The sequence below is a fragment of the Bradyrhizobium lablabi genome, assembly GCF_001440475.1.
In the GTDB taxonomy this organism is placed as follows: domain Bacteria; phylum Pseudomonadota; class Alphaproteobacteria; order Rhizobiales; family Xanthobacteraceae; genus Bradyrhizobium; species Bradyrhizobium lablabi.
Window position 1 is genome coordinate 66,134 of the sequence record NZ_LLYB01000103.1, and the last position, 22,080, is coordinate 88,213.

Consider the following 22,080-nt stretch of genomic DNA (forward strand, 5'->3'; position numbering starts at 1 on the left):
NTGCCAATGTGATCGACACCGTCGATCGGGTGAGGGCGCTGTTGCCGGAACTGAAACAGTGGCTGCCTGGCGGGGTGGAAATTTCGACCTTGGTCGACCGCACCGGCACCATCCGCGCCAGCGTGCTGGACATGCAGTTCACGCTGCTGGCGACCGCCTTCCTGGTCATGGTCGTCGTATTCGCCTTCCTGCGGCGGCTGACGCCGACAATCGCGGCCGGCGTCTCGGTGCCGCTGGCGCTGGCCGGCACCTGCGCCGGGATGTGGCTCGCCGGCTTCTCGATCGACAATCTGTCCTTGATGGCGCTGGCGATCTCGGTCGGCTTCGTGGTCGACGATGCCATCGTCATGATCGAGAACATGTACCGTAACCTCGAACAGGGCATGGCGCCGTATCCGGCGGCGCTCGAAGGTGCCAAGCAGATCGGCTTTACCGTGCTGTCGATCAGCCTGTCCTTGATCGCGGCGTTCACGCCGCTGATCTTCATGGACGGCATCGTCGGCCGGCTGCTGCGCGAGTTTTCGCTGACGCTGACCTTTGCCATCGTGGTCTCGACCGTGGTGTCGCTCACGATCACGCCGATGATCTGCGCGCATTACATCAAGGAAGCGACGTCCGACCATGCGACATGGTTCGACCGCCTCGTCGAGGGCACGCTGTCGCGCATCGTCGCCTTCTATGCCTCGACCTTGCGCGCGGTATTGAACTTCCCGTTCCTGACGCTGCTCGTGTTCTTTGCCACCATCGCCCTGACGGTGGTGCTCTACATCAAGACGCCGAAGGGTTATTTTCCGACCGACGACAGCGGCTTCGTGATCGGCTCCACGCGCGCGTCAGCCGATACCTCGTTCCAGGCGATGCTGGGGCTGCAGCAGCAACTGGCTGACATCGTGATGGCCGATCCGGCGGTCGCAGGCGTCGGCTCCTCGCTCGGCGGCAGTGCCGGGCCGGGCGGCGGCGGTTCCAACCGCGGCACCATGTTCATCAGCCTGAAACCGCCGGAGGAGCGGGAAGGCGTGTCGACGGCGCAGGTGATCGATCGCCTGCGGCGCAATCTCTACCGGGTGGCCGGCATCCGCCTGTTCATGTTCGCGGCACAGGACATCCGCACCGGCGGCCGGCAGAGCGATTCCGACTATCAATATACGCTGGCGAGCACCAACCTCGACCTCTTGCAGAAATGGGCGCCCATCGTCGCCAAGCGCATGGAGACGGTGGAGGGCATCACCGACATCTCCAGCGACCGCGATCCCGGTGGATTGCAATTGTCGCTGGTGATCGACCGCAAGACCGCATCGAGCCTGGGCGTTCGCGTCCAGGACATCGACAATGCCCTGAACAATGCGTTCGCGCAGCGGCAGATTTCGATCATCTATACCCAGCGCAACCAGTACATGGTGGTGCTGGAGATCGACCCGAAATTCCAGGCGGATCCGTCCAATCTGGAGCGCATTTTCGTGGCCGGCGCCAACGACGCCCAGGTGCCGCTATCGGCCGTGGTGCGCTACCAGCGCGGCCTGTCGCCGCTGGCGGTCTATCACTCGCAATCGTTCCCTTCGACGACGGTCTCGTTCAACCTGCTGCCCGACGTGCCGCTGGAAGTCGCGACCACAAACATCCAGCGCGCGGTCGAGGAACTGCACATGCCGGAAGGCATCCGCGGCAGTTTTNGACGGCAACGCCGGCGATTTCAACAAGACCAGCGGGCGGCAGCCGCTATTGATCCTCGGCGCGCTGGTCGCGATGTATATCGTGCTCGGCGTGCTCTATGAGAGCCTGGCGCATCCGATCACGATCATCTCGACGCTGCCGTCGGCGGGGTTAGGGGCGCTGCTGGCACTGCAGGTGACCAACACGCCGCTCACCGTGATCGCCTTCGTCGGCATCATTCTCTTGATCGGNTATCGTCAAGAAGAACGGTATCATGATGGTCGATTTCGCGCTCGATGCCGAGCGCAACCGCGGCCTGTCCTCGGCGGATGCGATCTTCGAGGCCTGCCGCGCCCGCTTCCGCCCGATCCTGATGACGACAATGGCGGCGCTGTTCGCCGGCATTCCGCTGGTCATCGCCACCGGGCCCGGCACCGAGCTGCGCCGGCCGCTCGGCATCACCATCATCGGCGGCCTGTTCGTTTCGCAAATCCTGACGCTCTACACCACGCCGGTGATCTACCTGCTGATCGACCGGCTGCGCCAGCGATCCCGGCCGGCCGCGGTCGCAGCCCCCGCCGAGTAGTTGAATACCCGGGCACGGACAGCGTATAGCGGGCGGATGTCAGACCCATCCCATTCCCAGACCGGCGCCACTGTTGAGGCCGTTCCGGACTGTCCACGTTGCGGCAAGCCGCTGCCGCTCTGCATCTGCGACAGCGTCACCCCGGTCGAAAGCAGGATCTCGTTGCTGATTCTGCAACATCCGCAGGAGCAGGACAGGGCGCTCGGCACGGCGCGGCTGACGGCGCAGCATTTCGAGGGTGCGGTGGTTAAAATCGGCCTGTCCTGGCCGAGCCTGTCCAAGGCTCTGGGACGGACGGTTCACGATCCCTCGCGCTGGGCTGTGCTCTATCTCGGCTCGGCCAAGGTCGCCGACCTCGATACCGATGCCGAGATCGTCGCGATCAACCGCAAGGGGGAAATCGAGCCGCACCAGCGCGCCATCCTTGGAGATATCGAAGGCGTCGTGCTGCTTGACGGAACCTGGAGCCAGGCTAAGGCGCTGTGGTGGCGCAATGCGTGGATGCTGAAGTGCCAGCGCGTCATTCTCGGGCCGAAGCGCCCCTCGCGTTACGGCAAGCTGCGCAAGGAACCGCGCCGCGACGGCCTCTCCACCATCGAGGCCGCAGGCCTGCTGCTGGCCAGGCTCGAAAAGCGGCCCGAGATCGCAGAAGCGCTCAACGCCAGTTTCGATCGGATGCTGGCACGGTATCGCGAGGTGCAGGCGGAGAAGCCAGAACTTGCGCCGAAGCCGAAGAAGCGCGACTGGCGGCGGCGCAAGCGGGGGTAACGGCGGCGCTCGAAGGGACCGTTGGCGCCGACTCCTGTCGCTCCCGCGCGACGCGCTATGGGGTGGTCACGCTCGCCGTGCGGGGGCTGCTCCGGGCCGGGTTCCAATGTCCGCATCACGACATAACTACCCCTTGTTTGCCCCAGAAACGGCTGTGGACAAGGGTGACACCGCTCTTGACGATGCTAAATTCGGCACTCTCCGCGTAACAATTTGGAGCGATAGTCGATGACTTTAAGCACAGAAATTCTCACGCGTTCTCCGTTACTCGACGCTGATGAACTTGAAGGGGAAATCGGCGACATCATCAACAGAACCCGGCGAGGGCCGGTAATCGGAGGAGCGTCCAACGGCTACGATCATCCGTTGCCGAAGGGCCCGATGCCCGATTACGTCGAGCACAAGGAAGGCGTCAATCAGGTCGGCAAGCTCTCGGCCGAGGCCGTGGTCCGCGAATACGACGCGGCTGTGAAAGAGATTGAAGCGCTCGGCGCCGAACTGTCCGAGGCCGCCAAGAAGTGTGAGGCGATGGTCGCGGGCGTTCACGCCATGGTGACCGAGATCAGGGAGTTGGCGGCGAACTATCGCGAGGAAGGCAAGCGCTACTTCCTGCAGATCGAGGATTGTTCCTTGATGACGTCAGAAGTGCGCACCGTCTGTGAAGCCCTCAAGAAGAAAATTGCCGCAGGTAGTAATCTGGCCGCGTGATATTCCGGCTATGGCCGGTTCTGCTAATGGCCGCACCGTTCATCGTCGCGGCCATTAGCTGGATATTCTAACGGCGCACCGGCAATTCAGGCCGATCAATGGGCCCCCGACGGCGGCCTGAGGCGCCGTTGTGGCGATATGTCGCCAACGCCGCGACCGGAAACCGGGAGCCATTTGCGCGCTTGATGATTATCTGCGGCCAAATGCATCTGTAATCCAGCGGCTGCGGCGCGGCCGTCTTCAGCACCGATCTGCAGGGCCTGCGACGTTCGAAGCATGGTGGACAACCGGCTTCGAAATTCGATGGATTCGCCCCCGGAAATGCTGGATTGGCAAATGCTCGATTGGAACGGGCGGAACTGTTTCCGCCTTCGTTCTCCAGGGAAAGGATATTCACGCTTTGCCGTCTTCGATCTCCTCGCATCTTCCTTTCGGCGGGTCCGAACTCAGCCTTAGGAAGAAATTTCGCCTGTTCTTCACGGTCGGCGCCGTCGTGCTGGTGCTGGGTAGCGTCAAGGCGATGGTTCACTATTTCGGGTTCGAATTCCTCGATCTCAACGGCCTGGTGACGAGCGGCATCGGCGGCGCCATCTTCATTATCGGCTTCCTGCTGTCGAGCATTCTCAAGGACTACAAGGAAGCCGAGCAGATCCCGACGGTCCTGCGCACCGCGATCGAGGCGATCGACGGCGATCTGGAATGCTTCGCGCCGACCAACGAGCGCTTCAATCTCAGGGAAGCGCGGCTGATCCTCCTCGGCGTGATCCGAAAGCTGCGTGACGGTCTCGGCCACACCTATGACCACAAGAACATTGCCCCCGTGCTCGCCGAGCTTGGCAAGCTGACGCCTATCCTCGGGCGCCTGGAAGGCATGGGCATGGCCGCGAATTTCGTGGTGCGCCTTCGCGCCAACCAGGACACGATCCGCCGGGCCCTGCTGCGGATCTACACCATCCAGCGCGTCGAGTTCGTTCCTTCGGTGCATGTGCTCGTGCAGACACTGGTATTCTCGATCATCGTGTTGTTGCTCATGCTGAAGACGGAGGGCGATCCGGCCGCGGCCTTGCTGTTCGGATTCATCACCTACATGTTCGTCTACGTCCTGTACCTGATCCGGCTGCTCGAACAGCCCTTCGCCAAGGGACGCGGCTCCGTCGACGACGTCAGCTTCTTCCTGTTGGACGAACTGGAGGAGCAATTGCGCCGCTCGCTCGAGCCTGCCGGTGGACGGCCACGGCTTCAGGCGATGGGGCGGGCCTGAGCGAACACGATAACGGAACGGCGCCGCGGGTTGGCGCCGTCCGGTTCCGCCCGGTCTACTTGTTGAAGCGGGCCTGGCCGGATTTTCCGGCATCAGTCTTGACCTGCAGGGTAACGGCCGCGCCGGACGGAAGGGCCTTCTTCGCCTCGCCCTTGAGGAAATTGTCGCCGGCGGTGAGCTCAACGGTCTCGCGCTCCGAGCCGCTCACGATCAAGGCCGCGCCGGTAAAGCCCTTGGCCGCGACCGGCTTGTTGTCCTCGTTGAGAATATGGAACCTCACCGTGGTACCGGACGCGACGAACTCGGCATGGACACCAGCGACGTCCTTGACCGGGCCGCCATTGGGACCCCGGATGTTGCTGTGATCATGCTGCTGGGCAAATGCAGGCGATCCGAGCAGGGCGGAAGCAGCGACGATCATCGCGAGTTTACGCATGTTGTACTCCATTGGTTGGTTGGGGTTGAGCGGCGACGGGCGCTGAATCGCGCCGGAACAGCACGTAGAGCGCCGGCAGCACGAGCAAGGTGAGAATGGTCGAGGAGATGATGCCGCCAATGACCACGGTGGCCAGTGGGCGCTGCACCTCTGCGCCCGCACCCGTGGCGATCGCCATCGGCACGAAGCCGAGGGAAGCGACAAGCGCCGTCATCAGCACCGGGCGCAGCCGGGTGAGGGCGCCTTCGGTCACGGCATCGATCACCGACCGGCCTTCGCGTCGCAGTTTCTCGATAAAGGCGATGATGACGAGACCGTTCAGCACGGCGACGCCTGACAGCGCGATGAACCCGATGCCGGCGCTGATCGACAGCGGAATGCCGCGCAGCAGGAGCGCGGCCACGCCTCCGGTGAGCGCGAGCGGCACGCCGCTGAACACCAGCGCGGCGTCGGCTGCCGAACCAAGGCTCATGAACAGCAGCAGGAAGATCAACAGCAGCGCGACCGGCACTACGATGGTGAGGCGCTTGGCGGCCGAGACCAGTTGCTCGAACTGGCCGCCCCAGCCGATCCAGTAGCCCGCCGGCAATTGAACGTCGCGGGCGATCGCCGCCTGCGCTTCCGAAACGAAGGAGCCGAGGTCGCGGCCACGCACATTGGCGGTGACGACGACGCGCCGCTTGCCGTTCTCGCGGCTGATCTGGTTCGGACCGGGCGCGGACTCCACCGTCGCAACCGCGGAGAGCGGAACGTAGCGCTGCAAGGCCGGCGAAAGGCTCGCCGGCGCCGCGCGTGCCCCGGCGCCGGCGACTGCACTCTTTTCCTCCAGCGCCGGAAGCGGGATGGGCAGGGAGCGGATGGCGTCGGTATCGACGCGCAGATGTTCGGGTAGCCGGACGACGAGTTCGAAGCGACGGTCACCCTCGAACACCAGGCCGGCATGCTTGCCGCCGATGGCGACCTCGACAATGTTCTGGACGTCTGCGGCAGACAGGCCGTAGCGCGCCAGCGCGCCCCGGTTCAGCTTGACCGTCAGCACCGGCAGCCCGCTGACCTGCTCGGTCTTGACGTCGGCGGCTCCGGGAATCTTCTGAACGACGCCCTGTACGCGACCCGCGACCTGCAACAGCGTATCGAGATTGTCACCGAATATCTTGATGCCGACGTCGCTGCGGACACCCGAGATCAGCTCGTTGAAACGCATCTGGATCGGCTGGGTGAATTCATAGTTGTTGCCCGGAACTTCCTCGACCCGCTTCTCCAGGGCATCGAGGAGGTCGGATTTCGACCTTTTGGGATCCGGCCACTGGTCGCGCGGCTTCAACATGATGAAATTGTCGGCAACGTTCGGCGGCATCGGATCGGTGGCGACTTCGGCCGTGCCGACCTTGGAGAACACTTCCTTCACCTCGGGAAATTCGCGGATCGCAGTCTCCAGCGTCTTCTGCATCTCCATCGCCTGGCTGAGGCTGGTTCCGGGAATGCGCATGGCGTGCAATGCGATGTCGCCTTCATCGAGGCTCGGAATGAACTCGCCGCCCATGCGGCTCGCAACCAGGCCCGTCAGCACCACGATGATCGCAGCGGAAAGCGCAACGACACCCCGATTTCGGATGCTGGCGTGGAGCATCGGGGCGTACAGCCGGCTGCTCATCCGCATGAACCAGTTCTCATGCTCGGAAACCCTGCCGCGGACCAGCAGGGCGACGGCCGCCGGCACGAATGTCAGGGAAAGGACCGCCGCCGCCCCGAGCGCCATCAGCACGGTGATCGCCATCGGCTTGAACATCTTTCCTTCGATGCCGGTCAGCGTAAGGATCGGGAGATAGACCACGGCAATGATCAGCGTGCCGAACAGGCTCGGGCTGATAACCTCCTTGGCGCCTTTGATGATGACGTCGAACCGCTCCTGCGTCGCAAGCATCCGGCCGCGGCGGGTCTGCTCCCGCGCGAGCAGGCGCAGGCAGTTCTCGACGATGATCACGGCGCCGTCGATGATGATGCCGAAATCGATGGCGCCGAGGCTCAGCAGATTGGCGCTGGTCTTGCTATGGACCATCCCGATCACGGTGATCAGCATCGCCAGCGGAATGACGCAGGCGGTCGCAATCGCGGCCCGGAAATTGCCGAGCACCAGAAACAGCACGGCGACGACGAGCAGGGCGCCTTCGAGCAGGTTCTTCTCGACGGTCGCGATCGTGGCTTCAACCAGCGCGGTGCGGTCGTACAGCGTGCGCGCGACGACGCCTTCCGGCAGCGAAGGGGCCACCGCCTTCAGCTTCTGGTCGACGCGCTGCGCCACGGCGCGGCTGTTCTCGCCGATCAGCAGCATCGCCGTGCCGATCACGGCTTCCTTGCCGTTGACGTTGGCGGCCCCGGTGCGAAGCTCCTTGCCTTCCTCCACGGTCGCGACATCCGAGATGCGAATAGGCACGCCCTGCCGCGAGCCGATCACGATGTCCCTGATCTCGTTGATATCAGCGACCTGGCCGGGGGTGCGCACCAGATACTGTTCGCCATTGCGCTCGATGTAGCCGGCGCCGACATTGGCATTGTTGGATGCAAGCGCCGTCATGATGTCGCGGAACGACAGCTTGTAGGCCATCAGGCGGGCCGGGTCCGGCAGAACATGGAATTGCCGCTGGTAGCCGCCGATCGTGTTGACCTCGACGACACCGGGAACGGTGCGCAACTGGGGCTTGATGATCCAGTCCTGGATAGTGCGGAGCTCGGTCGCGGAGTAGGGCTGCCCGTCGGCGTTCCTGGCATTCGGCCTCGCCTCGACGGCGAACTGGAAGATCTCGCCAAGGCCGGTGGACACCGGCCCCATGGCTGTTGCGACGCCCGGCGGAAGCTGGTCCTTCACCTGCTGGATGCGCTCGTTGACGAGCTGGCGCGCGAAGTAGATATCGGTCCCGTCCCCAAACACGACCGTGACCTGGCTCAAGCCGTAGCGCGACAGCGAGCGGGTGTATTCGAGGTGCGGCAAGCCGCCCATCGCGGTTTCGATGGGGAAGGTGATCCGCTGTTCGACTTCGAGCGGCGAATAGCCGGGGGCGGTGCTGTTGATCTGCACCTGCACGTTGGTGATGTCGGGCACGGCGTCGATCGGCAGCCGCGTGAACGACCAGGCGCCGAATGCCGCGATGCCTGATACAATAATCATCACCAGCCAGCGCTGGCGGACCGAGAACGCAAGGATGGCTTCAATCATGGCGGATCTCAATGCTCGTGCGCGGCACTGGCCTTGCCTATTTCGGCCTTGATGACGAAGCTGTTACGCGCCGCATAGACGTCNACCCTCGCTCAACCCGAACAGCACTTCGGCGTGCTCGCCGTCCTTGTCGCCCNAATTCGACCTCACGGGCTGCGAACTTGTCCCCCTCGCGCGCGAAGACGACATTGCGGTTCTCCAGCGTCTGGAGCGCGCTGAGTTTGATCACCAGCGGGGCTTTCTTTTCCGAAAGAATCAGACGTGCCGTGACGAAAAGGCCGGGGCGCAGGCGGCCGCCGGCATTGGCGGCGGTAGCGCGGGCGAGCGCGCTTTGCGTTTCGGCGGCGCCGATCGGGGACACGTAACTGATCTTGGCGTCGATTGGCGGACCGCCATCCTCGACATCGATCATCACAGCGTCGCCGACCTTGACGCGACGGAAGTCGCGGCGCGGGACCGCAAGGTCGACCCACACCGTCGAGAGATCGGACACGGTGAACGCCGGCTTCTGTTCGGAGGCGTATTCGCCGAGCGATATCTGTCGGTCGATGACAGTTCCCGAAATCGGGGCGCGCAATTCGTACAGCGTGAGACTCTGGTTGCTTTCGATCGTGGCGACGATCTCGTTCTTCTGCACGGCGTCGCCAACGCGCTTCTTCACCTCGCGGACGATGCCTGGAAAGCGCGGCGTGATCTGCACGGTCTGTTCCTGATTGGCCTGGAGAATGCCGTTGAGGCGCAGGACGTCTCGGAGCGTTCCCGGCTGCACCTTTTCCAGCTCGATGCCTGCAGCCAGCACCTTGGCGTCACTCATCGTGACGCCGTCGCCGCCATGGCCGTGTTCCTCCTCGCCATGGCCATGGCCCGTGGTCGTGCTGCCCTTGCCCGGCGATGGGGCGTCGAGGATCTTCATGCCGGCAAAGACCGCGCCGGCCAGCAGCAGAAGCACCACAGCAGCGGTGACAATTCGCCTCATCGGTTCGCTCCTCGGGCCAGCACAAAGGGATCGCCGACGAGACCCTCGAGCGTCGCGATTGCGGTATGAAGATTCTGGGTCGCCTCCTGTTCGCGCAGATTGGCCTGCCCGACGGAGCCGAGCACATCGAGCACTTCGAGCAGCGTGAATCGGCCCTGTTCGAAACCGGCCTCGATCGCGGCGGCGGAGGTCCGGGCGGTCGGAATCGTGGAGTCGCGCAGGATCTGAAGTTCGCGAAGCGATGATGTCAGCGTGTCGTAGGCGCGCCCCGCCACCAGCAGCAGCGCCGCGCGGTTGATGGCCCGCTCGGCGCGCGTCTTCTCCAGGTTTTGCTGGGCTGCGAGAATGTCGCCCTTGTTCTGATCCCAGATCGGCAGGGCAACCGAAACGCCGAGTCTCACGGCGTCGTCGCCGGTTTCGTTATAGTGCCGCCAGCCTGCCGAGAGCCGCAGATCGGGGTAGGGCTTCAGCCGCGCGATCAACAGTTCGGCATTGCGTTGCGCCCGGACCGACGTCCAGCGCATCAGCGCCGGATTTGATTCGATCGCCGCGAGAATCTTCGCGAATGGCGGCGCGCTGCCGATAGCGACCGACCGCCCCGTCACCGAAGCAAACGACGGCGCGTTGTCGCCCATCAGGATCGCCAGTTCGCGCCGTGCGCTGGCGAGCATTCCGCGCGTACGCTCGAGATCGACGCGCACGAGGTCGGCGGCGATGGTCGAGCGGCCGGTCTCGGCGGGAGATGCCGCGCCGGCGTCGATCCGCCGCTGCAGGAGCGGGGTCAGGCGATTGAGCGAGGCAACCTGCTCGGTGAGAATCTCGACGCGGCGCTGCAGGCCGAGCACCGAAAAGAACGCAATCGCCGTCTCGGAGAGAATCTCAAGCCGCGTGGCGCGGCGTTGCCATGTGACGGCATCGACCTCGGCCATGCCGGCGGCGATGCGGGCGTCGCGCTTGCCCCAGAGTTCGACGACCTGGCTGATCTGTAGTGTCGTTTCCGCTGATCTGGTGCCGCGATACTTGCCGCTGCCGAGCGAGTCATCCAGTTCGGCCGAAAGCTCGGGATTGGGAATCGCGCCTGCCTGAATGCGCCGGCCGGTGGCGATGCCGATATCGCGCTCGGCGGCGGTCAGTCGCGGGTTGGTGGCCAGCGCGCGCGACAGCGCGCCCGCAAGCGTCAGCACGCGCTCGCTCGCTTGGGCGTGCGTCTGGGCGACGAGAAGGCTTGCGATGGCAGCGACGGCGAACGGAAGGCGCGCGCGCATGAAGTTTGAATTCCCGAATCATCGAAAGATGCAGCAGTGCTGCCGGCAAACGGACGCGTCACGTCCGCCGCGGCAAGCGCGGTCTTTGCGATGTCAGGCTATGGGTGGTGGAAATTCTGCCGGAATCGGCCGTGTCGAAAGTTTGGACACGACGGTTTCAACCCGCACGCTGTGGGGGTTGTGGCCGGCCAGGGCCACGAATGTCAGCTCTTCCGCGATCTGCACGCAGAATTGACAGACGGACTCGGCGCCGGCAGCAGCGCCGTGATCCGTTCCATCCGCGGCGGCCATGCTCCAAGTCGTCTTGGCGGTGGGCTGTGCGAAGCAATGGCCTGCGTGGCAGATGGTCAGCAGAACGAATGCGGAGAGGCACACGACCGTGATCAGTCGTCGCCAATCGTAATTCGCAATGCGTGATCCAACGCGCTTCAAGCAGGCTCTCCTTCGCCTCACTGTTAGTCGGGCGTTGTGCGAGGGTCAAGGGCGGACGGTAGTGTTATACTATCACGAAGTTGCTGCATTCCTGTGTGCGCACTATCACGGACAAGTCGGATAGAGGGAGCAACGGTATGGAATTGGCTGCGCAGTTGCGCCTGTCGAAGCAGGCCAAGCTCGATCTCGTTTTCTTCTGCGCCGTTCCGATCGTGCTGGCGATGCTTTCCACCGTTCTCGGACCATATGTGTCAATTTTCGGAACCGAGGGCGCGATCGCCTATGTCCTCTCGCTCGCCATTGTCCCCTGGTGGCTGACCGGCTTTGCCACCCAATTGGTGAGCAAACGCGTTCAGGGAAGGCTGCCGCTTTGGCTGATCGCGGCCATCGGCGCCATCATCTCCGGCCCCGTCGTGTCGCTGTACGTCCATGTCGTCAATTCGATCGTGGGCGACATCTGGCCCGCACTGGACGCCTTGCGGCCGGCGACCTTCGGCGCAGAACATCTCAAAGCGGCTGTCTTGTCGGAGGGACGCGCCGTCGTTCTCTGGATTGCCTTCGTCGTCATTTTCGAGGAGACGCTGGGCTGGCAGCGGTTTGCGACGCCAGCCAGGGAAGCGAACCGCGAGGAGCGCTTTCAACTGAGCGGCGCTGAATGGACCACGGACGACGATGCACTGTTGCGATCGTTGATCGGCAGCGGCAAGCCACCGAGGGCGATTGCGCTGGAAATGAAGCGGACCGTCGGGGGCATCCGCGCGAGGACGGCCAAGCTGGGGCTTCGGAACAATCGCCTCGGCGATACCTCCGCCGACTGAGGCGCGTTAGGAATGCGAACGAAGTGGGTTGAAGCGATATCGCATCTTCCCCCTACGGACGACACCTCAGCCCAAGGAGGGTCTCGGCGGCCGCTTGAGGCCCTTCTCTTGTTCAGGCAATCAGCTCAGGTACCTGGCGACCTCAAATGTGAATTTCACTTGCAGGACAGGGCCAGCGTCATTTCTGACCTCGACCGCCATTCGACGGTGTTCGGTGCCATCGAATTTTGGGGAGCGCACCGTGTCCCGGGCCATCTCTGCCAAGGTTTTCGCGGCCTCTTCCTGGACAGACGCGATGCTCGAAAGCTCCATCCCGTCTTCATCAAATGACAGATTATCTCCGTCTCGAAAGTCGAAGTAGTAGCGTGGCATCGGCTCTCCCCAGCTGAGTCGGTCGTGAGAGCTACAGAAACCAGACTTCGCCTGCTCTCAATCAGACATAGGTTTATTCGGCTGACTAATTGAGAACGCTGAGGCCTAACCGGCCGCTCGCCTTCAATTGCGCCGGTGCCGAGCCACTGGCGCTCCTTCGCAAGCTGCCGGTAGCAGGCCGACACATTTAGGATGCGCACTGAACATGATCTGGTGGACGGTGCCACGTCAGACCGCGCACGCGAGTTTTAAAATAGCGACGGAATCGGAGTTTCAGAAGCTTAGGAGAGGCAGTAGAGGAAGGTTGCCTAAGTGATTGATCGCCTGTATTGATCCGCTCCGATGGGGCCACGTGGCGGAGTGGTTACGCAACGGTCTGCAAAACCGTGTACACCAGTTCAATTCTGGTCGTGGCCTCCACTCTATCCTTTTGATTCTAATAGGAAATGGTTTCTTCGCTTGTTCGTGGGAACGTGTCTGCTACCGCTTTGCGACCTTTACCCCTTGCGCCCTTTGTCGCGAGCCCCCGATATTGGCCGATCGACCATCGCGGCGGCGTCCTCCTGCATCCCGGGTAGGAACTTGCCGGCTGGATCGCGCGTCGGAAAAGCGGGTTGAGGAAGCGAAGCGGCCCCCGGCGGCTATCCCCATTGCCCAACGCCGAGGCCAGTTCGTTTGATGGTCTAGGAGGGGGAATCCGAGCCATACCGAGAGATCACGATTTCCAACCGTTTTTGGGCTTCCTCGGCGGCAGAAGCCCCCTCAGGGTGTCCGCCACCAGCGCGCAACATTCGTCATCGTCAACGCTCCAATCTTACTCAAGGCTAACAGGAGAAGTGGCGCGCTGCCGATCAGCCGTGCAGGGGTTGCGACCTACGGAAGGGAAAATGCAGAACACGCACCGCTTTGGCGACGGATTCCATGGCAAGCCGTATCCAAATCATGATGAATGGAACCGGATCATTCCATCTGAACCAGGCAAATTCCCTGGTCCCCTTGAATGATTGCCACCAATTTTTGACCGAGAGCCCGCGACGCAAGATGTGGTGCATGCTGGTGACGAAATCATGGGGCTCGACAACAAACACTCGCCCATCGATCTGTGGAGACTTTCGCACGGACACGCCCGTGAGATCGCGATAGAGCGCTCTCACGACGTCAATTCTCTCGCTATCTTCGAACAAGCGAAACTGAGCGCCGATGCGCGGGTTGAAATCAAGCAGTTTGTATTGACCATCTCGTTTATCGAATCGATAGTCGACGTCCATTATGCCGGCATAAGGAATGGCTTTGACCAGAGCCTCGGCCTGCCGGAGGAGCGCGGGGTTGGAGACAGATCGCCCCAACGTTGCGCAACCTAAATGAGGCGGAAAAGAGCGCAGCTTTCTGCCTGTGAAGCCAACCAGGCACTCCGACGTCGCGTTGCAATATCCGTTAAAGAGCCAATCCTCCCCATCACGAATGTATTCCTGGATCAGCAAATTGGAACGAACCTGCTCTTCTGATCGGCGGTAGAGATCGAGGAGTTCCTGCGGGGAGTGAACAATGGACGTTTTGATCCTTGGCTTAAGCCACGGCTTCGATGGCTTGACCACCAGCGGGAAGGCTGCAGTGTCACCAAATTCGTAAACCTCCGAAATCGTGCGGGGTGATATTGCTTGAGGACACGGTACCCGGAGTTGCTTGCACAGTGCATGCAGGCGTGATTTGTCGGCCAAGCTCCGTGGAATGTCTGAACGCACGTCCGGAAACAAGAACCATTGCCGCAATGTGACGGCCTCCTCGGCAATCAAGATCGCACCAGCATCATCTGTTGGAACGAGGATCGTGGGCCGTTTTAGCTGTCGTCCAATCCTTTCCAACCCCTCAAGCAGCCGCGATCTTGGCAAATCGCGCGTGTCCCAGACGAATGTTCCTGTCAGATATTTAGAAAGGGCGGCCGGCGCGAAGTGATCCTCGATAACTGAAAATACCGGTGTTCCCAGCATCCCCAGGCTTCGAATTATGCCGAGGCCACCATGATGCAAGACATAGTGGCCGGTCTTCAGGATGAGTACCGGGAAGGGCGACATACCTTCGTTTGCNACTCGCCATTTGTCTCAACAAGCGGTTCGATTGCGTGCGGAAGCAAGTTCGANCAGAAGCTGACGACCGAGAACGATTTTGCTTACGGGCAATATCGCTGGAGATGCACCGGGCCGCGTAGTCCGTGCCGCATAGGAACCGCATCACGGGTCCAAAATTGTACGCACTGGCTATGCCAGTGAAATAGAGGCCTGGGATCGTGGACTCGAAACTGGACGACAGCGAGGGAGCCTCCTGTACGCAGCGCAACTCGGATTTCAGCCTCTGACTTAGAAATGGGAGTGATCCTACGCTAAAGCGATAGCCGGTCGCTGCAATGATGTGGTCGGCGGTGAGATGGCGAGATCTTCCATCTGGGCCGGCGACGTGCAGAACCACTTTGCTGCCATTCATTTCGGCTCTTTGCACGTTGTGACCCAGCAATATCGGTACTCGGCCCACGACCCGCTCTTTGAGCCACCACGAACCCGCTGGGCCAAGCACCTCTAGAGGCGTCCCGCGACGTTGCCCGTACGTCCGCACCACATCGATGCGCAGTTGCTCGGGCAGGTGATAGAACACCATCGGAGCAGTGGCGCAAAACCACAGTTTAAGCCCATTTCCCATCGGCGAGGCTGGCCGGCGCACCCGTTGCCACAGCGATCGCGGTCCTGGCGTTGGACCATCAAGCCACTCGATTGATGGGCGCCGTACGAGCAGCCTTACCGTCGCTTGCCCTTCGTATAGGAGAGCGGCCGTCTCGAGCGCCGATTGACCGCTACCGATGACGACTACCTCGCGTCCTTTGAATTTGCCCAGATCGTAGTGATTGCTGCTGTGGGACAGCAGTTCCGCAGGCAATTTCGCCAGCTCAGCAGGGATGTATTCGGCGTGCGACAGCCCGGTCGCAACAACCACCTTGGTGGCTCTCACCTCTTCGCCCGTGGCCAACCGCAACTGAAACCTGTTGGATTGTCGATCCAGCGCGGTGACCGATACATCTTCAACCATGGGAACGAGCCGCTGCTGAAACGATACTGCGTATCGGGTAAATGTTTCGAGCGACACAGGCTCGTCCCCGTAGGGCAGCGCAGCCTCCTCACAGAACTGCTCTAAGGTGTGGCGCCCGGTCGGATCCGCGAGGTTCGAAGCGAATCCGTCAGACTTGAGGAACATGCCCGCCGGCATTTGCGTCCGCCACCGATTCATCGGCGAGCCGAAGATACGGAACTCCATGCCGCAAGATTGCAAATGGGCCGCGGTCGAGACGCCAAATGGCCCCGCACCGATGACTACTACCGGAAGATCGAATCCGCCCATGGCGTCCCCTTCCTGCTCACAGTAGTGAGGGCGTGCGGATATCACAAAAGGGTCCAGGATAAAACATGTCGACCGAGTTCATCGGGGGGTTGTGCAGCCACCAATTGTGAGTACTCCGGAAGGCGATTGCAGGGACCGCTTGCAACGAGACCGCGTCAACCCGCCGATCAACCCAACTATGAGAACGCTCGCCTGTTCGGCGCGATCTGTCCCGCGCGCGGAATCGGCGCCGCGCTCGCGTCGAACGTCGACATCGAAGTCAAGCAACTGCATCTGAATGAGATATCGCACCAGGTCGCCAAGGCATCCACGTCGACCTGATCATAGATAGCGCTAGAAAGAGCATAGGACGAACGCTCTCGACGTATCCGAAAGCGTCATGCCGATATTCCTGCTCTCCCGTGCGCTAGAGCCATTTCGTGCAATGATCCACGCCAGACTCCTACAAGTCTGTCGACATAGGCCGATCTCAAATCGCATCGCATGCTGGGCCCGCGCTTGAATCTCGAGTCGGGTACGAAGGGCGGGATGGTACGGACGAGACCGATTGTATCCCCACAATCCATGACGTACTTGCGCGAAGGCGGATCGGTGGCGCGGATTCGCTACCCAACTAGGGCGCACAACCGGTGACTGGACAACAGCGCCTGATATTTGTTGCGGCAGGTAGTTCAACCAGAGCAACTGGATGGTTACGGAATGGGACGAACAGGTACATGATCGTCAGAATTGCAAAACCGTGCACACCAGTTCAATTCTGGTCGTGGCCTCCATCCATATAATCAATGACTTAGGCTGACTATATGAGGGGCCGCCGCAAGCCGGCCGTTTTCAGTAGGCGGCCTGCCAGCCCTCGGGGAACGGAACCAGCGGCCAAAGGGTCCGGTTGTCGTTGGCGGCGCGCGGCGACGGATAAGAGCGTTGGGTCTGGACCACGAGTTCATCCTCCGGTGCTGGCGCGATGGCCGTTTGAACGGCTTCCAGCAGCAAATTGTATTCAGCTTCGCTCATCGCGCTCTCCGGGGCTCCAGAGGGCGACGGTCGCAAAACAAGTTTGTTTCCAGATTGAGCAGATCGCTCGAATTTTAACGATTCGGCGGCCGCGGCAAGGCTGGTTAATGAAATGTGAGTTCCCGCGCGAACGTTAGGCGCTTCGCACGCGGGGCGCGTGTGAGAAAAATCACATTTTGCAAAATTTAGTTCGCGTATCCGGCTGGATGAAGCCTGCCTTGTGAGGGCGGGTGCAACCCAGGAGGCGCGGTCATGAAGGCAAGGTTTGCGCGAAGTGCGGCACTGCTCCGTCGTTACCGCCGGGCGTCAATGCTCGGTTTCCTGCTGATGCTGATGGCGGGCAGCTCAGTCCATGCCCAGCAGGGCACGCCGGAACAGCGCAGGGCCTGTACGCCCGACGTCTACCGGCTCTGCGCCGGCGAAATCCCCAATGTGCGGGCGATCACCGCCTGCCTGCGCAGGCAAAAGGGAAGCCTGAGCTCGGCTTGCGCTGCAGTGTTCGAGCGGTGAGGGGCGCGACCCGGCACTCGCGCGACATCCTCACGCCTCCAGGGCCGCCAGATTCTTCGGCAGCATCCGCTTGAATAGAGTGAGGATGCGGGCGGCTTCCTTCGCGTCCTGCGTGATGGCGTGGCGGACGGTCGCAGCGATCAGCGTCATCATCAGTTGGGAAAACGAGGCCAGCGCGGATGCGGGCACATCGGGCGCGATCCGCCGCAGCGCCTCGTCGAGCAGCCCGGCGAGATAGGCGCCGTCTTCCTCGTCGAGCTTCTGCAGGGCACGGTCGGCCTGCGTCGCCTGCCAGATGTCGCGCATGACAGGCACGTCCATGAACATCCGATAGTAGCTGTCGGTAATGCGGCATAACGCCGGATGCAGATCGCGGGTAGCCTTGACCACCGCGAGGTCGCGCCGGACGCAGTCGCGGCCGACCGCGTTGTAGCGTTCCGCCAGCGTGCCGATGATCGCCGTCTTGTCCGGAAAGTACTGATAGAGCGAGCCGAACGGCACACCGCTGCGTTCGACGACGTCGCTCATGCGGAAGGCTTCGCTGCCTTTCTCCGCAATCAGTTCCGCAGCACATGCCAGGATTTTCTCGAACCGCTCGCGGCTGCGCTGCTGGGTCGGGACCAGGCGCGCCAACGCAGGCGCAGCCTTGGCGGTTGTTTTCTGTCCGGCTTTCGCCCGCGGCATCGGTCCTCTCACATAAAAGCGACTTGACGTTACCAATACGAGAGTTTATCGCATTTAGCAAATACGAGACATTCTCGTATTGCGTCCTGAAAGGATTTTCCAATGTCCGAACTCCCCATCCTGATCATCGGCGGCGCCGGCAAGACCGGTGCGCGCGTCAATGCGCTGCTGCAGTCGCGCGGGATCTCGACCCGGCCGGTGTCGCGTTCGACGTCCCTGCCGTTCGACTGGACCCGGCCCGAAACGTGGCCGGCGGCGCTTGCCGGCGTCTCGATGGCCTACGTCACCTACCAGCCGGATATTGCCGTCGAAGGCGCGGCCGAGGCGATCGCGCAAGTCGGCCGGCTGGCGCGCGAGAACGGCCTTGAGCGCGTCGTCCTGTTGTCGGGCCGCGGCGAGCCGGGCGCCGAGCGGGCGGAGGCGGCGCTGCAGCGGTCCGGCGTTGCCTGGACCATCGTGCGCGCGAGCTGGTTCGATCAGAATTTTTCCGAAGGCTATCTGCTCGACGGCGTGCTGGCCGGCGAGATCGCACTGCCGGTGGGCGCGGTGCCCGAACCGTTCATCGATGTCGACGATATCGCCGAGGTCGTGGTCGCGGCGCTGACGGAAGAACGCCATGCCGGCAAGCTCTATGAGGTGACGGGACCGCGCGCGCTGACCTTTGCGCAGGCCGTGGCCGAGATCGCCGAGGCCGCGGGGCGCCCGGTTCAGTACCAGCAGGTCGCGCCGCAGGATTTTGCCGCCGCCATGCGCCCCCATGTGCCCGAGGAGGTCATCGAGCTGATGCTGGAGCTGTTTACCGTCGTGCTCGACGGGCGCAATTCCGCCGTCGCGCATGGCGTCGAGCAGGCGCTCGGCCGCCCCGCGCGAGACTTTTCGGACTACGCCCGCCGGACCGCCGCGACCGGTGTGTGGGGAGCTTGATCATGCTGCAGATGTTGATCACGGGCTTGCTGTGGTTCTCCGCCATCGGCTGCGGCCTGCTCGCCGGGCTTTATTTCGCATTCTCGACCTTCATCATGACGGCGCTCGACCGCGTCGGTCAGGCCGCCGGCATGGCCACGATGAATGCGATCAATGTCGTCATCGTGCAGTCGCTGTTCCTGCCGGTCTTCCTGGCAACGACAGCAACGAGCGCTGTGCTGGCGGTGATGGCGCTGGTGCGCTGGGGCGAGCCTGGCGCAATGGCGATGCTGGCCGGCGGCGTGCTCTACGTGCTCGGCATGTTCGTCGTCACCATGATCTTCAACGTGCCGCTGAACAACGCGCTTGCCGCGGCCGATCCCGCAAGCCAGGAGGCCGCCTCGCTGTGGGCGCGCTACCTGACGGACTGGACCATGTGGAACCACGTGCGGACGTTCGCGTCCACGCTGGCCTGCGCGCTGTTTGTTGCGGCCATTGCGGCGAAGTAAGGAGAGGCCCGCAAAGAAAAAGCCGCCCGGAGCAGGGCGGCTTTCGAATTTTATTCAGCGCGGGCGATCAGGCCGCCGTAAGTGCGCTTCCATTACGCTTGCGGCGATAGGCCATGAAGCCGACGCCCGCAAAACCGAGGATCATCATCGCCCAGGTTGAGGGTTCCGGCACCGGCGGCGCGGCGGTTTCGAAGGTGAAGTCTGCCAGGATCTTGAGCGTCGACGTCTTGCCCTCGGGGTTCGTCCATTTGCCGGTGTTTTTGTCGTACCAGCCATCGCCATATTCAGCGAAGTGGATGTCGGACACCTTGACGCCATTGAGGGTGAACGGACCAAGGTTGTTGAGCAGTGTCTGGCTGATGTTGAACACGTTGTCAGGCGACGGGNTTGGTCGTCTGCTGGATGTTCAGGTTGAACACCTGAGAATCAAACGTGCTGTNTCGGCGATGTGAAATTCAGCGTGAAGGTATATTGGACGTTGAAGTTCTGGTCGGTGTTGTAGGTCGCAAGATTCACCCAGGTGATCTTGCCGATGACGTAATCGTTCTGGTTCGTCGTGATGTTGCCGGCGATATCCGTGATCGTCAGCGTGCTCGGCTTGTTATTATTCGCCGCGCCCGACATTTTGAGCACGTTGTTGTTATTGGTAATGGAGCAGGTCGGGCTGCCGCCGTTGCAATTCGAGATGTTGGAAAAATTGCCGTCACCGGTGAAGCTCACGACGGCTGCGTTTGCCGGGGCATGCGCCAAACCGGCGAACAAGCCCGCGGCCAATAATTTAAATATCCTGCTCATAGTATGATGCCCCATTTTTTGCATTTAATTTAATGGAACCTTTTCAGGTATTATATAGGTAGTCAAGTGTGGTATGTTTAATTTCCAAAATTAAATACCGAGAGGTTGCATGGTGGCGCGCGCTCGCTTCACGGCGGGCGGCCCGGATCGAGGCCCCGAACCTTTGCCATAGGCCTTTGCCGATAGGGTAAACAGGTAATCAGGCCCGCCTGCTGGAGGGCAGGCGCTGAGCTCTTCTCGGAAATCCCGCGCTGACAGGCTTTAAATCGAGGCACGGCAATGGGTATTCTCCCGGCCGGGACCGCGTAGATTATCTGTCGTGTTGGAGAATCGACAAAAGCCGTGAGGGCAAACGCCATGGCTGGCTCCCCGGGCTGGATTCGAACCAGCGACCATTCGATTAACAGTCGAATGCTCTACCGCTGAGCTACCGAGGAATAGGCGAACCGAAGGCTCGCGAGCGGGGAGCGTATAACAAAGCCTTCCGGGCTTGCAAAGGACCAAATCACAGCCGGCGCATTTGCCTGAAGCGGGCCGGAAAGTCCCAGTCCGACAATGATTTGTCGGCATTTTAGGCGTCTCGGGCGGGCAGCGGAACCAATCCCGTGCAATTCCGTCATCCCCAACCGGCATGGATCGGCCGCCAATTCGACTCAATCGGGCCGGAGCCTCCGGTGTACCGGGTTTCAAGGGAGCTGATTCGATGCCAGCCATTGCAACCGACCTGACTCAGTCTGTTCCTTCAATCGTCCCGAGCGACATTCCCGCCATGAGCGACGACGAATGCCTGCTTCGGCTCGCCCAGGCCATTGAAGCGCACGATGAGGCGCACGATACCGACCATTTGGACGAGGTCGCGCGGCTGATCGCCCGGCTGGCGGTCACGGTCGAGTAGACGGCTTTTCCGCGTCAGTGGCGGATAACCCGGCCGCAGCCGGGCGCATGTTGCGTTTTGCCGGAGCTTGTACCAAAAGATGGCCTTAGCTTTCAGCTCCCGGTTCCAGTTCTCCTGCGGTAACGCCGCATGCTTTCAGGGTCTTAGCCTATGTCCGGTTTTGCGGCCGCGCGCCAGAATATGGTCGATGGTCAGGTGCGTCCGAGCGACGTGACCGATTCCCGAATCATCGATGCCATGCTGGCGGTGCCGCGGGAGGCCTTCGTTCCCGAGAACAAGCGGGCCCTGGCCTATCTGGACCTCGATCTCGACGTCAGCGAAGGCGGCGCGGCCAAGCGCTACCTGATCAAGCCCGCGGTGCTGGCGAAGATGCTGCAGGCGGCCGAGATCAAGGAGAGCGACCGCATCCTGGTGGTCGGCTGCGCCACCGGATACGCCGCCGCCGTGATCGCCCGATTCGCGTCCCAGGTGAGCGCGACGGAAAGCGATTCGACGCTGGCGACGAAGGCGCAGACGATTCTGGCCGCCAATGGCTGTGGAAATGTTGCGGTCCGGACCGCGGCGACGGCGGATGGAGACGCGGCGAGCGCGCCTTATGATGTCATCATACTGAATGGCGCGACCGAGATCGTGCCGGAGCAGCTCTACGGACAATTGCGCAGCGGTGGCCGATTGGTCGGCGTTTTTGCGACGTCGCGACCTGCACGGGCTACCATCGTGACCGCTTCGCACGGCGATTTCGGTCATCGCACGCTGTTCGACGCTGCTGCCCCGGTGCTGCCGGGCATGGAACTTGTTCCGGCCTTCGTTTTCTAGCGTTTCAGCCCTTCCGACGCCCAATATTTGCCCTCCGTGGCCGGCTAAATCCTCTTCGAAATCAGAAGTGTGGCCGGATTGCCCCAC

General features: G+C 62.0%; 18 protein-coding genes, 2 tRNA genes and 6 pseudogenes. 13 read left to right on the forward strand and 13 right to left on the reverse strand.

From position 1 onward, the window contains the following. Window position 1 precedes the first annotated feature (1 nt). From CQ14_RS47000 to CQ14_RS30290, 6 genes and pseudogenes are all read left to right on the forward strand, one after another. Window positions 2–1,670: pseudogene (locus tag CQ14_RS47000) on the forward strand (efflux RND transporter permease subunit); the annotation flags it as partial. Window position 1,671: 1 nt separating this feature from the next. Next, window positions 1,672–1,901, forward strand: a pseudogene (locus CQ14_RS47005) (efflux RND transporter permease subunit); the annotation flags it as partial. Between the two features lies 1 nt (window position 1,902). Beyond that, window positions 1,903–2,236, forward strand: a pseudogene (locus CQ14_RS47010) (efflux RND transporter permease subunit); the annotation flags it as partial. 36 nt (window positions 2,237–2,272) lie between these two features. Beyond that, window positions 2,273–3,004: a tRNA-uridine aminocarboxypropyltransferase gene (locus CQ14_RS30280; RefSeq protein WP_057861470.1), complete on the forward strand. Its 732-nt coding sequence runs from the start codon at window positions 2,273–2,275 to the stop codon at window positions 3,002–3,004. A 228-nt stretch (window positions 3,005–3,232) separates the two neighbouring features. Further along, window positions 3,233–3,712, forward strand: coding sequence for a hypothetical protein (locus CQ14_RS30285; RefSeq protein WP_199805649.1), 480 nt, complete (start codon window positions 3,233–3,235; stop codon window positions 3,710–3,712). A gap of 400 nt (window positions 3,713–4,112) precedes the next feature. Continuing rightward, window positions 4,113–4,973: a hypothetical protein gene (locus tag CQ14_RS30290; protein ID WP_057861471.1), complete on the forward strand. Its 861-nt coding sequence runs from the start codon at window positions 4,113–4,115 to the stop codon at window positions 4,971–4,973. 55 nt (window positions 4,974–5,028) lie between these two features. Here the strand turns inward: CQ14_RS30290 and CQ14_RS30295 are convergent, their stop codons facing one another. The 5 genes and pseudogenes from CQ14_RS30295 to CQ14_RS30315 all read right to left on the reverse strand — a co-directional run bounded on the left by CQ14_RS30295 (window position 5,029) and on the right by CQ14_RS30315 (window position 11,296). Next, a complete protein-coding gene (locus tag CQ14_RS30295) occupies window positions 5,029–5,409 on the reverse strand; it encodes a hypothetical protein (RefSeq protein WP_057861472.1) in 381 nt (126 codons plus the stop codon). Further along, complete coding sequence (locus tag CQ14_RS30300) at window positions 5,402–8,623, reverse strand: efflux RND transporter permease subunit (RefSeq protein WP_057861473.1); 3,222 nt, start codon at window positions 8,621–8,623, stop codon at window positions 5,402–5,404. The genes CQ14_RS30295 and CQ14_RS30300 overlap by 8 nt, the downstream gene beginning before the upstream one ends. 137 nt (window positions 8,624–8,760) lie before the next feature. Next, window positions 8,761–9,599, reverse strand: a pseudogene (locus CQ14_RS30305) (efflux RND transporter periplasmic adaptor subunit); the annotation flags it as partial. Beyond that, window positions 9,596–10,864: a divalent metal ion exporter subunit IhpA gene (gene ihpA, locus CQ14_RS30310; RefSeq protein ID WP_057861474.1), complete on the reverse strand. Its 1,269-nt coding sequence runs from the start codon at window positions 10,862–10,864 to the stop codon at window positions 9,596–9,598. The gene ihpA and the pseudogene CQ14_RS30305, both read right to left, overlap by 4 nt. Before the next feature lie 93 nt (window positions 10,865–10,957). After that, window positions 10,958–11,296 carry a hypothetical protein gene (locus tag CQ14_RS30315; RefSeq protein WP_057861475.1) on the reverse strand — a complete coding sequence of 113 codons (339 nt, stop codon included), beginning with the start codon at window positions 11,294–11,296 and terminating at the stop codon, window positions 10,958–10,960. A gap of 137 nt (window positions 11,297–11,433) precedes the next feature. Between CQ14_RS30315 and CQ14_RS30320 the strand changes: the two genes are divergently transcribed. Then, window positions 11,434–12,114, forward strand: coding sequence for a hypothetical protein (locus tag CQ14_RS30320; protein WP_057861476.1), 681 nt, complete (start codon window positions 11,434–11,436; stop codon window positions 12,112–12,114). Between the two features lie 120 nt (window positions 12,115–12,234). Here the strand turns inward: CQ14_RS30320 and CQ14_RS30325 are convergent, their stop codons facing one another. Further along, entirely contained in the window at window positions 12,235–12,486 is a 252-nt protein-coding gene (locus tag CQ14_RS30325; protein ID WP_057861477.1) for a DUF6894 family protein, read from the reverse strand. A gap of 346 nt (window positions 12,487–12,832) precedes the next feature. On the opposite strand from CQ14_RS30325, the gene CQ14_RS30330 reads away from it, so the two are divergent. After that, a tRNA-Cys gene (locus CQ14_RS30330) sits at window positions 12,833–12,906 on the forward strand. Window positions 12,907–13,337: 431 nt separating this feature from the next. On the opposite strand, the gene CQ14_RS42675 is transcribed toward CQ14_RS30330, so the two are convergent. From CQ14_RS42675 to CQ14_RS30350, 3 genes and pseudogenes are all read right to left on the reverse strand, one after another. Next, on the reverse strand, window positions 13,338–14,570 hold a 1,233-nt coding region (locus tag CQ14_RS42675; RefSeq protein WP_210183176.1), incomplete at its 5' end, for a carboxylate--amine ligase. A 54-nt stretch (window positions 14,571–14,624) separates the two neighbouring features. Further along, window positions 14,625–15,870: pseudogene (locus CQ14_RS48385) on the reverse strand (NAD(P)-binding domain-containing protein); the annotation flags it as partial. A gap of 831 nt (window positions 15,871–16,701) precedes the next feature. Further along, window positions 16,702–16,881 carry a hypothetical protein gene (locus CQ14_RS30350; RefSeq protein WP_057861481.1) on the reverse strand — a complete coding sequence of 60 codons (180 nt, stop codon included), beginning with the start codon at window positions 16,879–16,881 and terminating at the stop codon, window positions 16,702–16,704. Window positions 16,882–17,133: 252 nt separating this feature from the next. On the opposite strand from CQ14_RS30350, the gene CQ14_RS30355 reads away from it, so the two are divergent. Beyond that, window positions 17,134–17,391: a hypothetical protein gene (locus tag CQ14_RS30355; protein ID WP_057861482.1), complete on the forward strand. Its 258-nt coding sequence runs from the start codon at window positions 17,134–17,136 to the stop codon at window positions 17,389–17,391. Between the two features lie 30 nt (window positions 17,392–17,421). On the opposite strand, the gene CQ14_RS30360 is transcribed toward CQ14_RS30355, so the two are convergent. Continuing rightward, window positions 17,422–18,075, reverse strand: a complete 654-nt coding sequence (locus CQ14_RS30360) for a TetR/AcrR family transcriptional regulator (protein ID WP_057861483.1) — start codon at window positions 18,073–18,075, stop codon at window positions 17,422–17,424. 102 nt (window positions 18,076–18,177) lie between these two features. Here CQ14_RS30360 and CQ14_RS30365 point away from each other — a divergent pair, with 102 nt between their 5' ends. Both CQ14_RS30365 and CQ14_RS30370 read left to right on the forward strand, forming a co-directional pair. Next, window positions 18,178–18,999, forward strand: coding sequence for an NmrA family NAD(P)-binding protein (locus CQ14_RS30365; RefSeq protein WP_057861484.1), 822 nt, complete (start codon window positions 18,178–18,180; stop codon window positions 18,997–18,999). 2 nt (window positions 19,000–19,001) lie between these two features. Next, window positions 19,002–19,487, forward strand: coding sequence for an anthrone oxygenase family protein (locus tag CQ14_RS30370; RefSeq protein WP_057861485.1), 486 nt, complete (start codon window positions 19,002–19,004; stop codon window positions 19,485–19,487). Window positions 19,488–19,554: 67 nt separating this feature from the next. Here CQ14_RS30370 and CQ14_RS47915 read toward each other — a convergent pair. The 3 genes and pseudogenes from CQ14_RS47915 to CQ14_RS30385 all read right to left on the reverse strand — a co-directional run. Then, window positions 19,555–19,873 (reverse strand): PEPxxWA-CTERM sorting domain-containing protein (locus tag CQ14_RS47915; protein ID WP_156435619.1); only part of this gene is annotated, 319 nt, incomplete at its 5' end. 54 nt (window positions 19,874–19,927) lie between these two features. Beyond that, a pseudogene (locus tag CQ14_RS48390) lies at window positions 19,928–20,282 on the reverse strand (choice-of-anchor K domain-containing protein); the annotation flags it as partial. A 362-nt stretch (window positions 20,283–20,644) separates the two neighbouring features. Beyond that, a tRNA-Asn gene (locus CQ14_RS30385) sits at window positions 20,645–20,719 on the reverse strand. Window positions 20,720–20,985: 266 nt separating this feature from the next. On the opposite strand from CQ14_RS30385, the gene CQ14_RS30390 reads away from it, so the two are divergent. Beyond that, window positions 20,986–21,177: a hypothetical protein gene (locus CQ14_RS30390; protein WP_057861525.1), complete on the forward strand. Its 192-nt coding sequence runs from the start codon at window positions 20,986–20,988 to the stop codon at window positions 21,175–21,177. A gap of 150 nt (window positions 21,178–21,327) precedes the next feature. Further along, complete coding sequence (locus CQ14_RS30395) at window positions 21,328–21,993, forward strand: protein-L-isoaspartate O-methyltransferase family protein (protein ID WP_057861488.1); 666 nt, start codon at window positions 21,328–21,330, stop codon at window positions 21,991–21,993. Window positions 21,994–22,080: the final 87 nt, after the last annotated feature.

What these genes read in the sequence shown, in the direction of transcription:
- CQ14_RS30295 (WP_057861472.1), bottom strand. Translation starts at nt 5,409, where the DNA reads ATGCGTAAACTCGCGATGATCGTCGCTGCTTCCGCCCTGCTCGGATCG.
- CQ14_RS30370 (WP_057861485.1), top strand. Translation starts at nt 19,002, where the DNA reads ATGCTGCAGATGTTGATCACGGGCTTGCTGTGGTTCTCCGCCATCGGC.
- CQ14_RS30395 (WP_057861488.1), top strand. Translation starts at nt 21,328, where the DNA reads ATGTCCGGTTTTGCGGCCGCGCGCCAGAATATGGTCGATGGTCAGGTG.
- CQ14_RS30360 (WP_057861483.1), bottom strand. Translation starts at nt 18,075, where the DNA reads ATGCCGCGGGCGAAAGCCGGACAGAAAACAACCGCCAAGGCTGCGCCT.
- CQ14_RS30390 (WP_057861525.1), top strand. Translation starts at nt 20,986, where the DNA reads ATGCCAGCCATTGCAACCGACCTGACTCAGTCTGTTCCTTCAATCGTC.
- ihpA (WP_057861474.1), bottom strand. Translation starts at nt 10,864, where the DNA reads ATGCGCGCGCGCCTTCCGTTCGCCGTCGCTGCCATCGCAAGCCTTCTC.
- CQ14_RS30350 (WP_057861481.1), bottom strand. Translation starts at nt 16,881, where the DNA reads ATGAGCGAAGCTGAATACAATTTGCTGCTGGAAGCCGTTCAAACGGCC.
- CQ14_RS30300 (WP_057861473.1), bottom strand. Translation starts at nt 8,623, where the DNA reads ATGATTGAAGCCATCCTTGCGTTCTCGGTCCGCCAGCGCTGGCTGGTG.
- CQ14_RS30285 (WP_199805649.1), top strand. Translation starts at nt 3,233, where the DNA reads ATGACTTTAAGCACAGAAATTCTCACGCGTTCTCCGTTACTCGACGCT.
- CQ14_RS30325 (WP_057861477.1), bottom strand. Translation starts at nt 12,486, where the DNA reads ATGCCACGCTACTACTTCGACTTTCGAGACGGAGATAATCTGTCATTT.
- CQ14_RS30320 (WP_057861476.1), top strand. Translation starts at nt 11,434, where the DNA reads ATGGAATTGGCTGCGCAGTTGCGCCTGTCGAAGCAGGCCAAGCTCGAT.
- CQ14_RS30365 (WP_057861484.1), top strand. Translation starts at nt 18,178, where the DNA reads ATGTCCGAACTCCCCATCCTGATCATCGGCGGCGCCGGCAAGACCGGT.
- CQ14_RS30280 (WP_057861470.1), top strand. Translation starts at nt 2,273, where the DNA reads ATGTCAGACCCATCCCATTCCCAGACCGGCGCCACTGTTGAGGCCGTT.
- CQ14_RS30355 (WP_057861482.1), top strand. Translation starts at nt 17,134, where the DNA reads ATGAAGGCAAGGTTTGCGCGAAGTGCGGCACTGCTCCGTCGTTACCGC.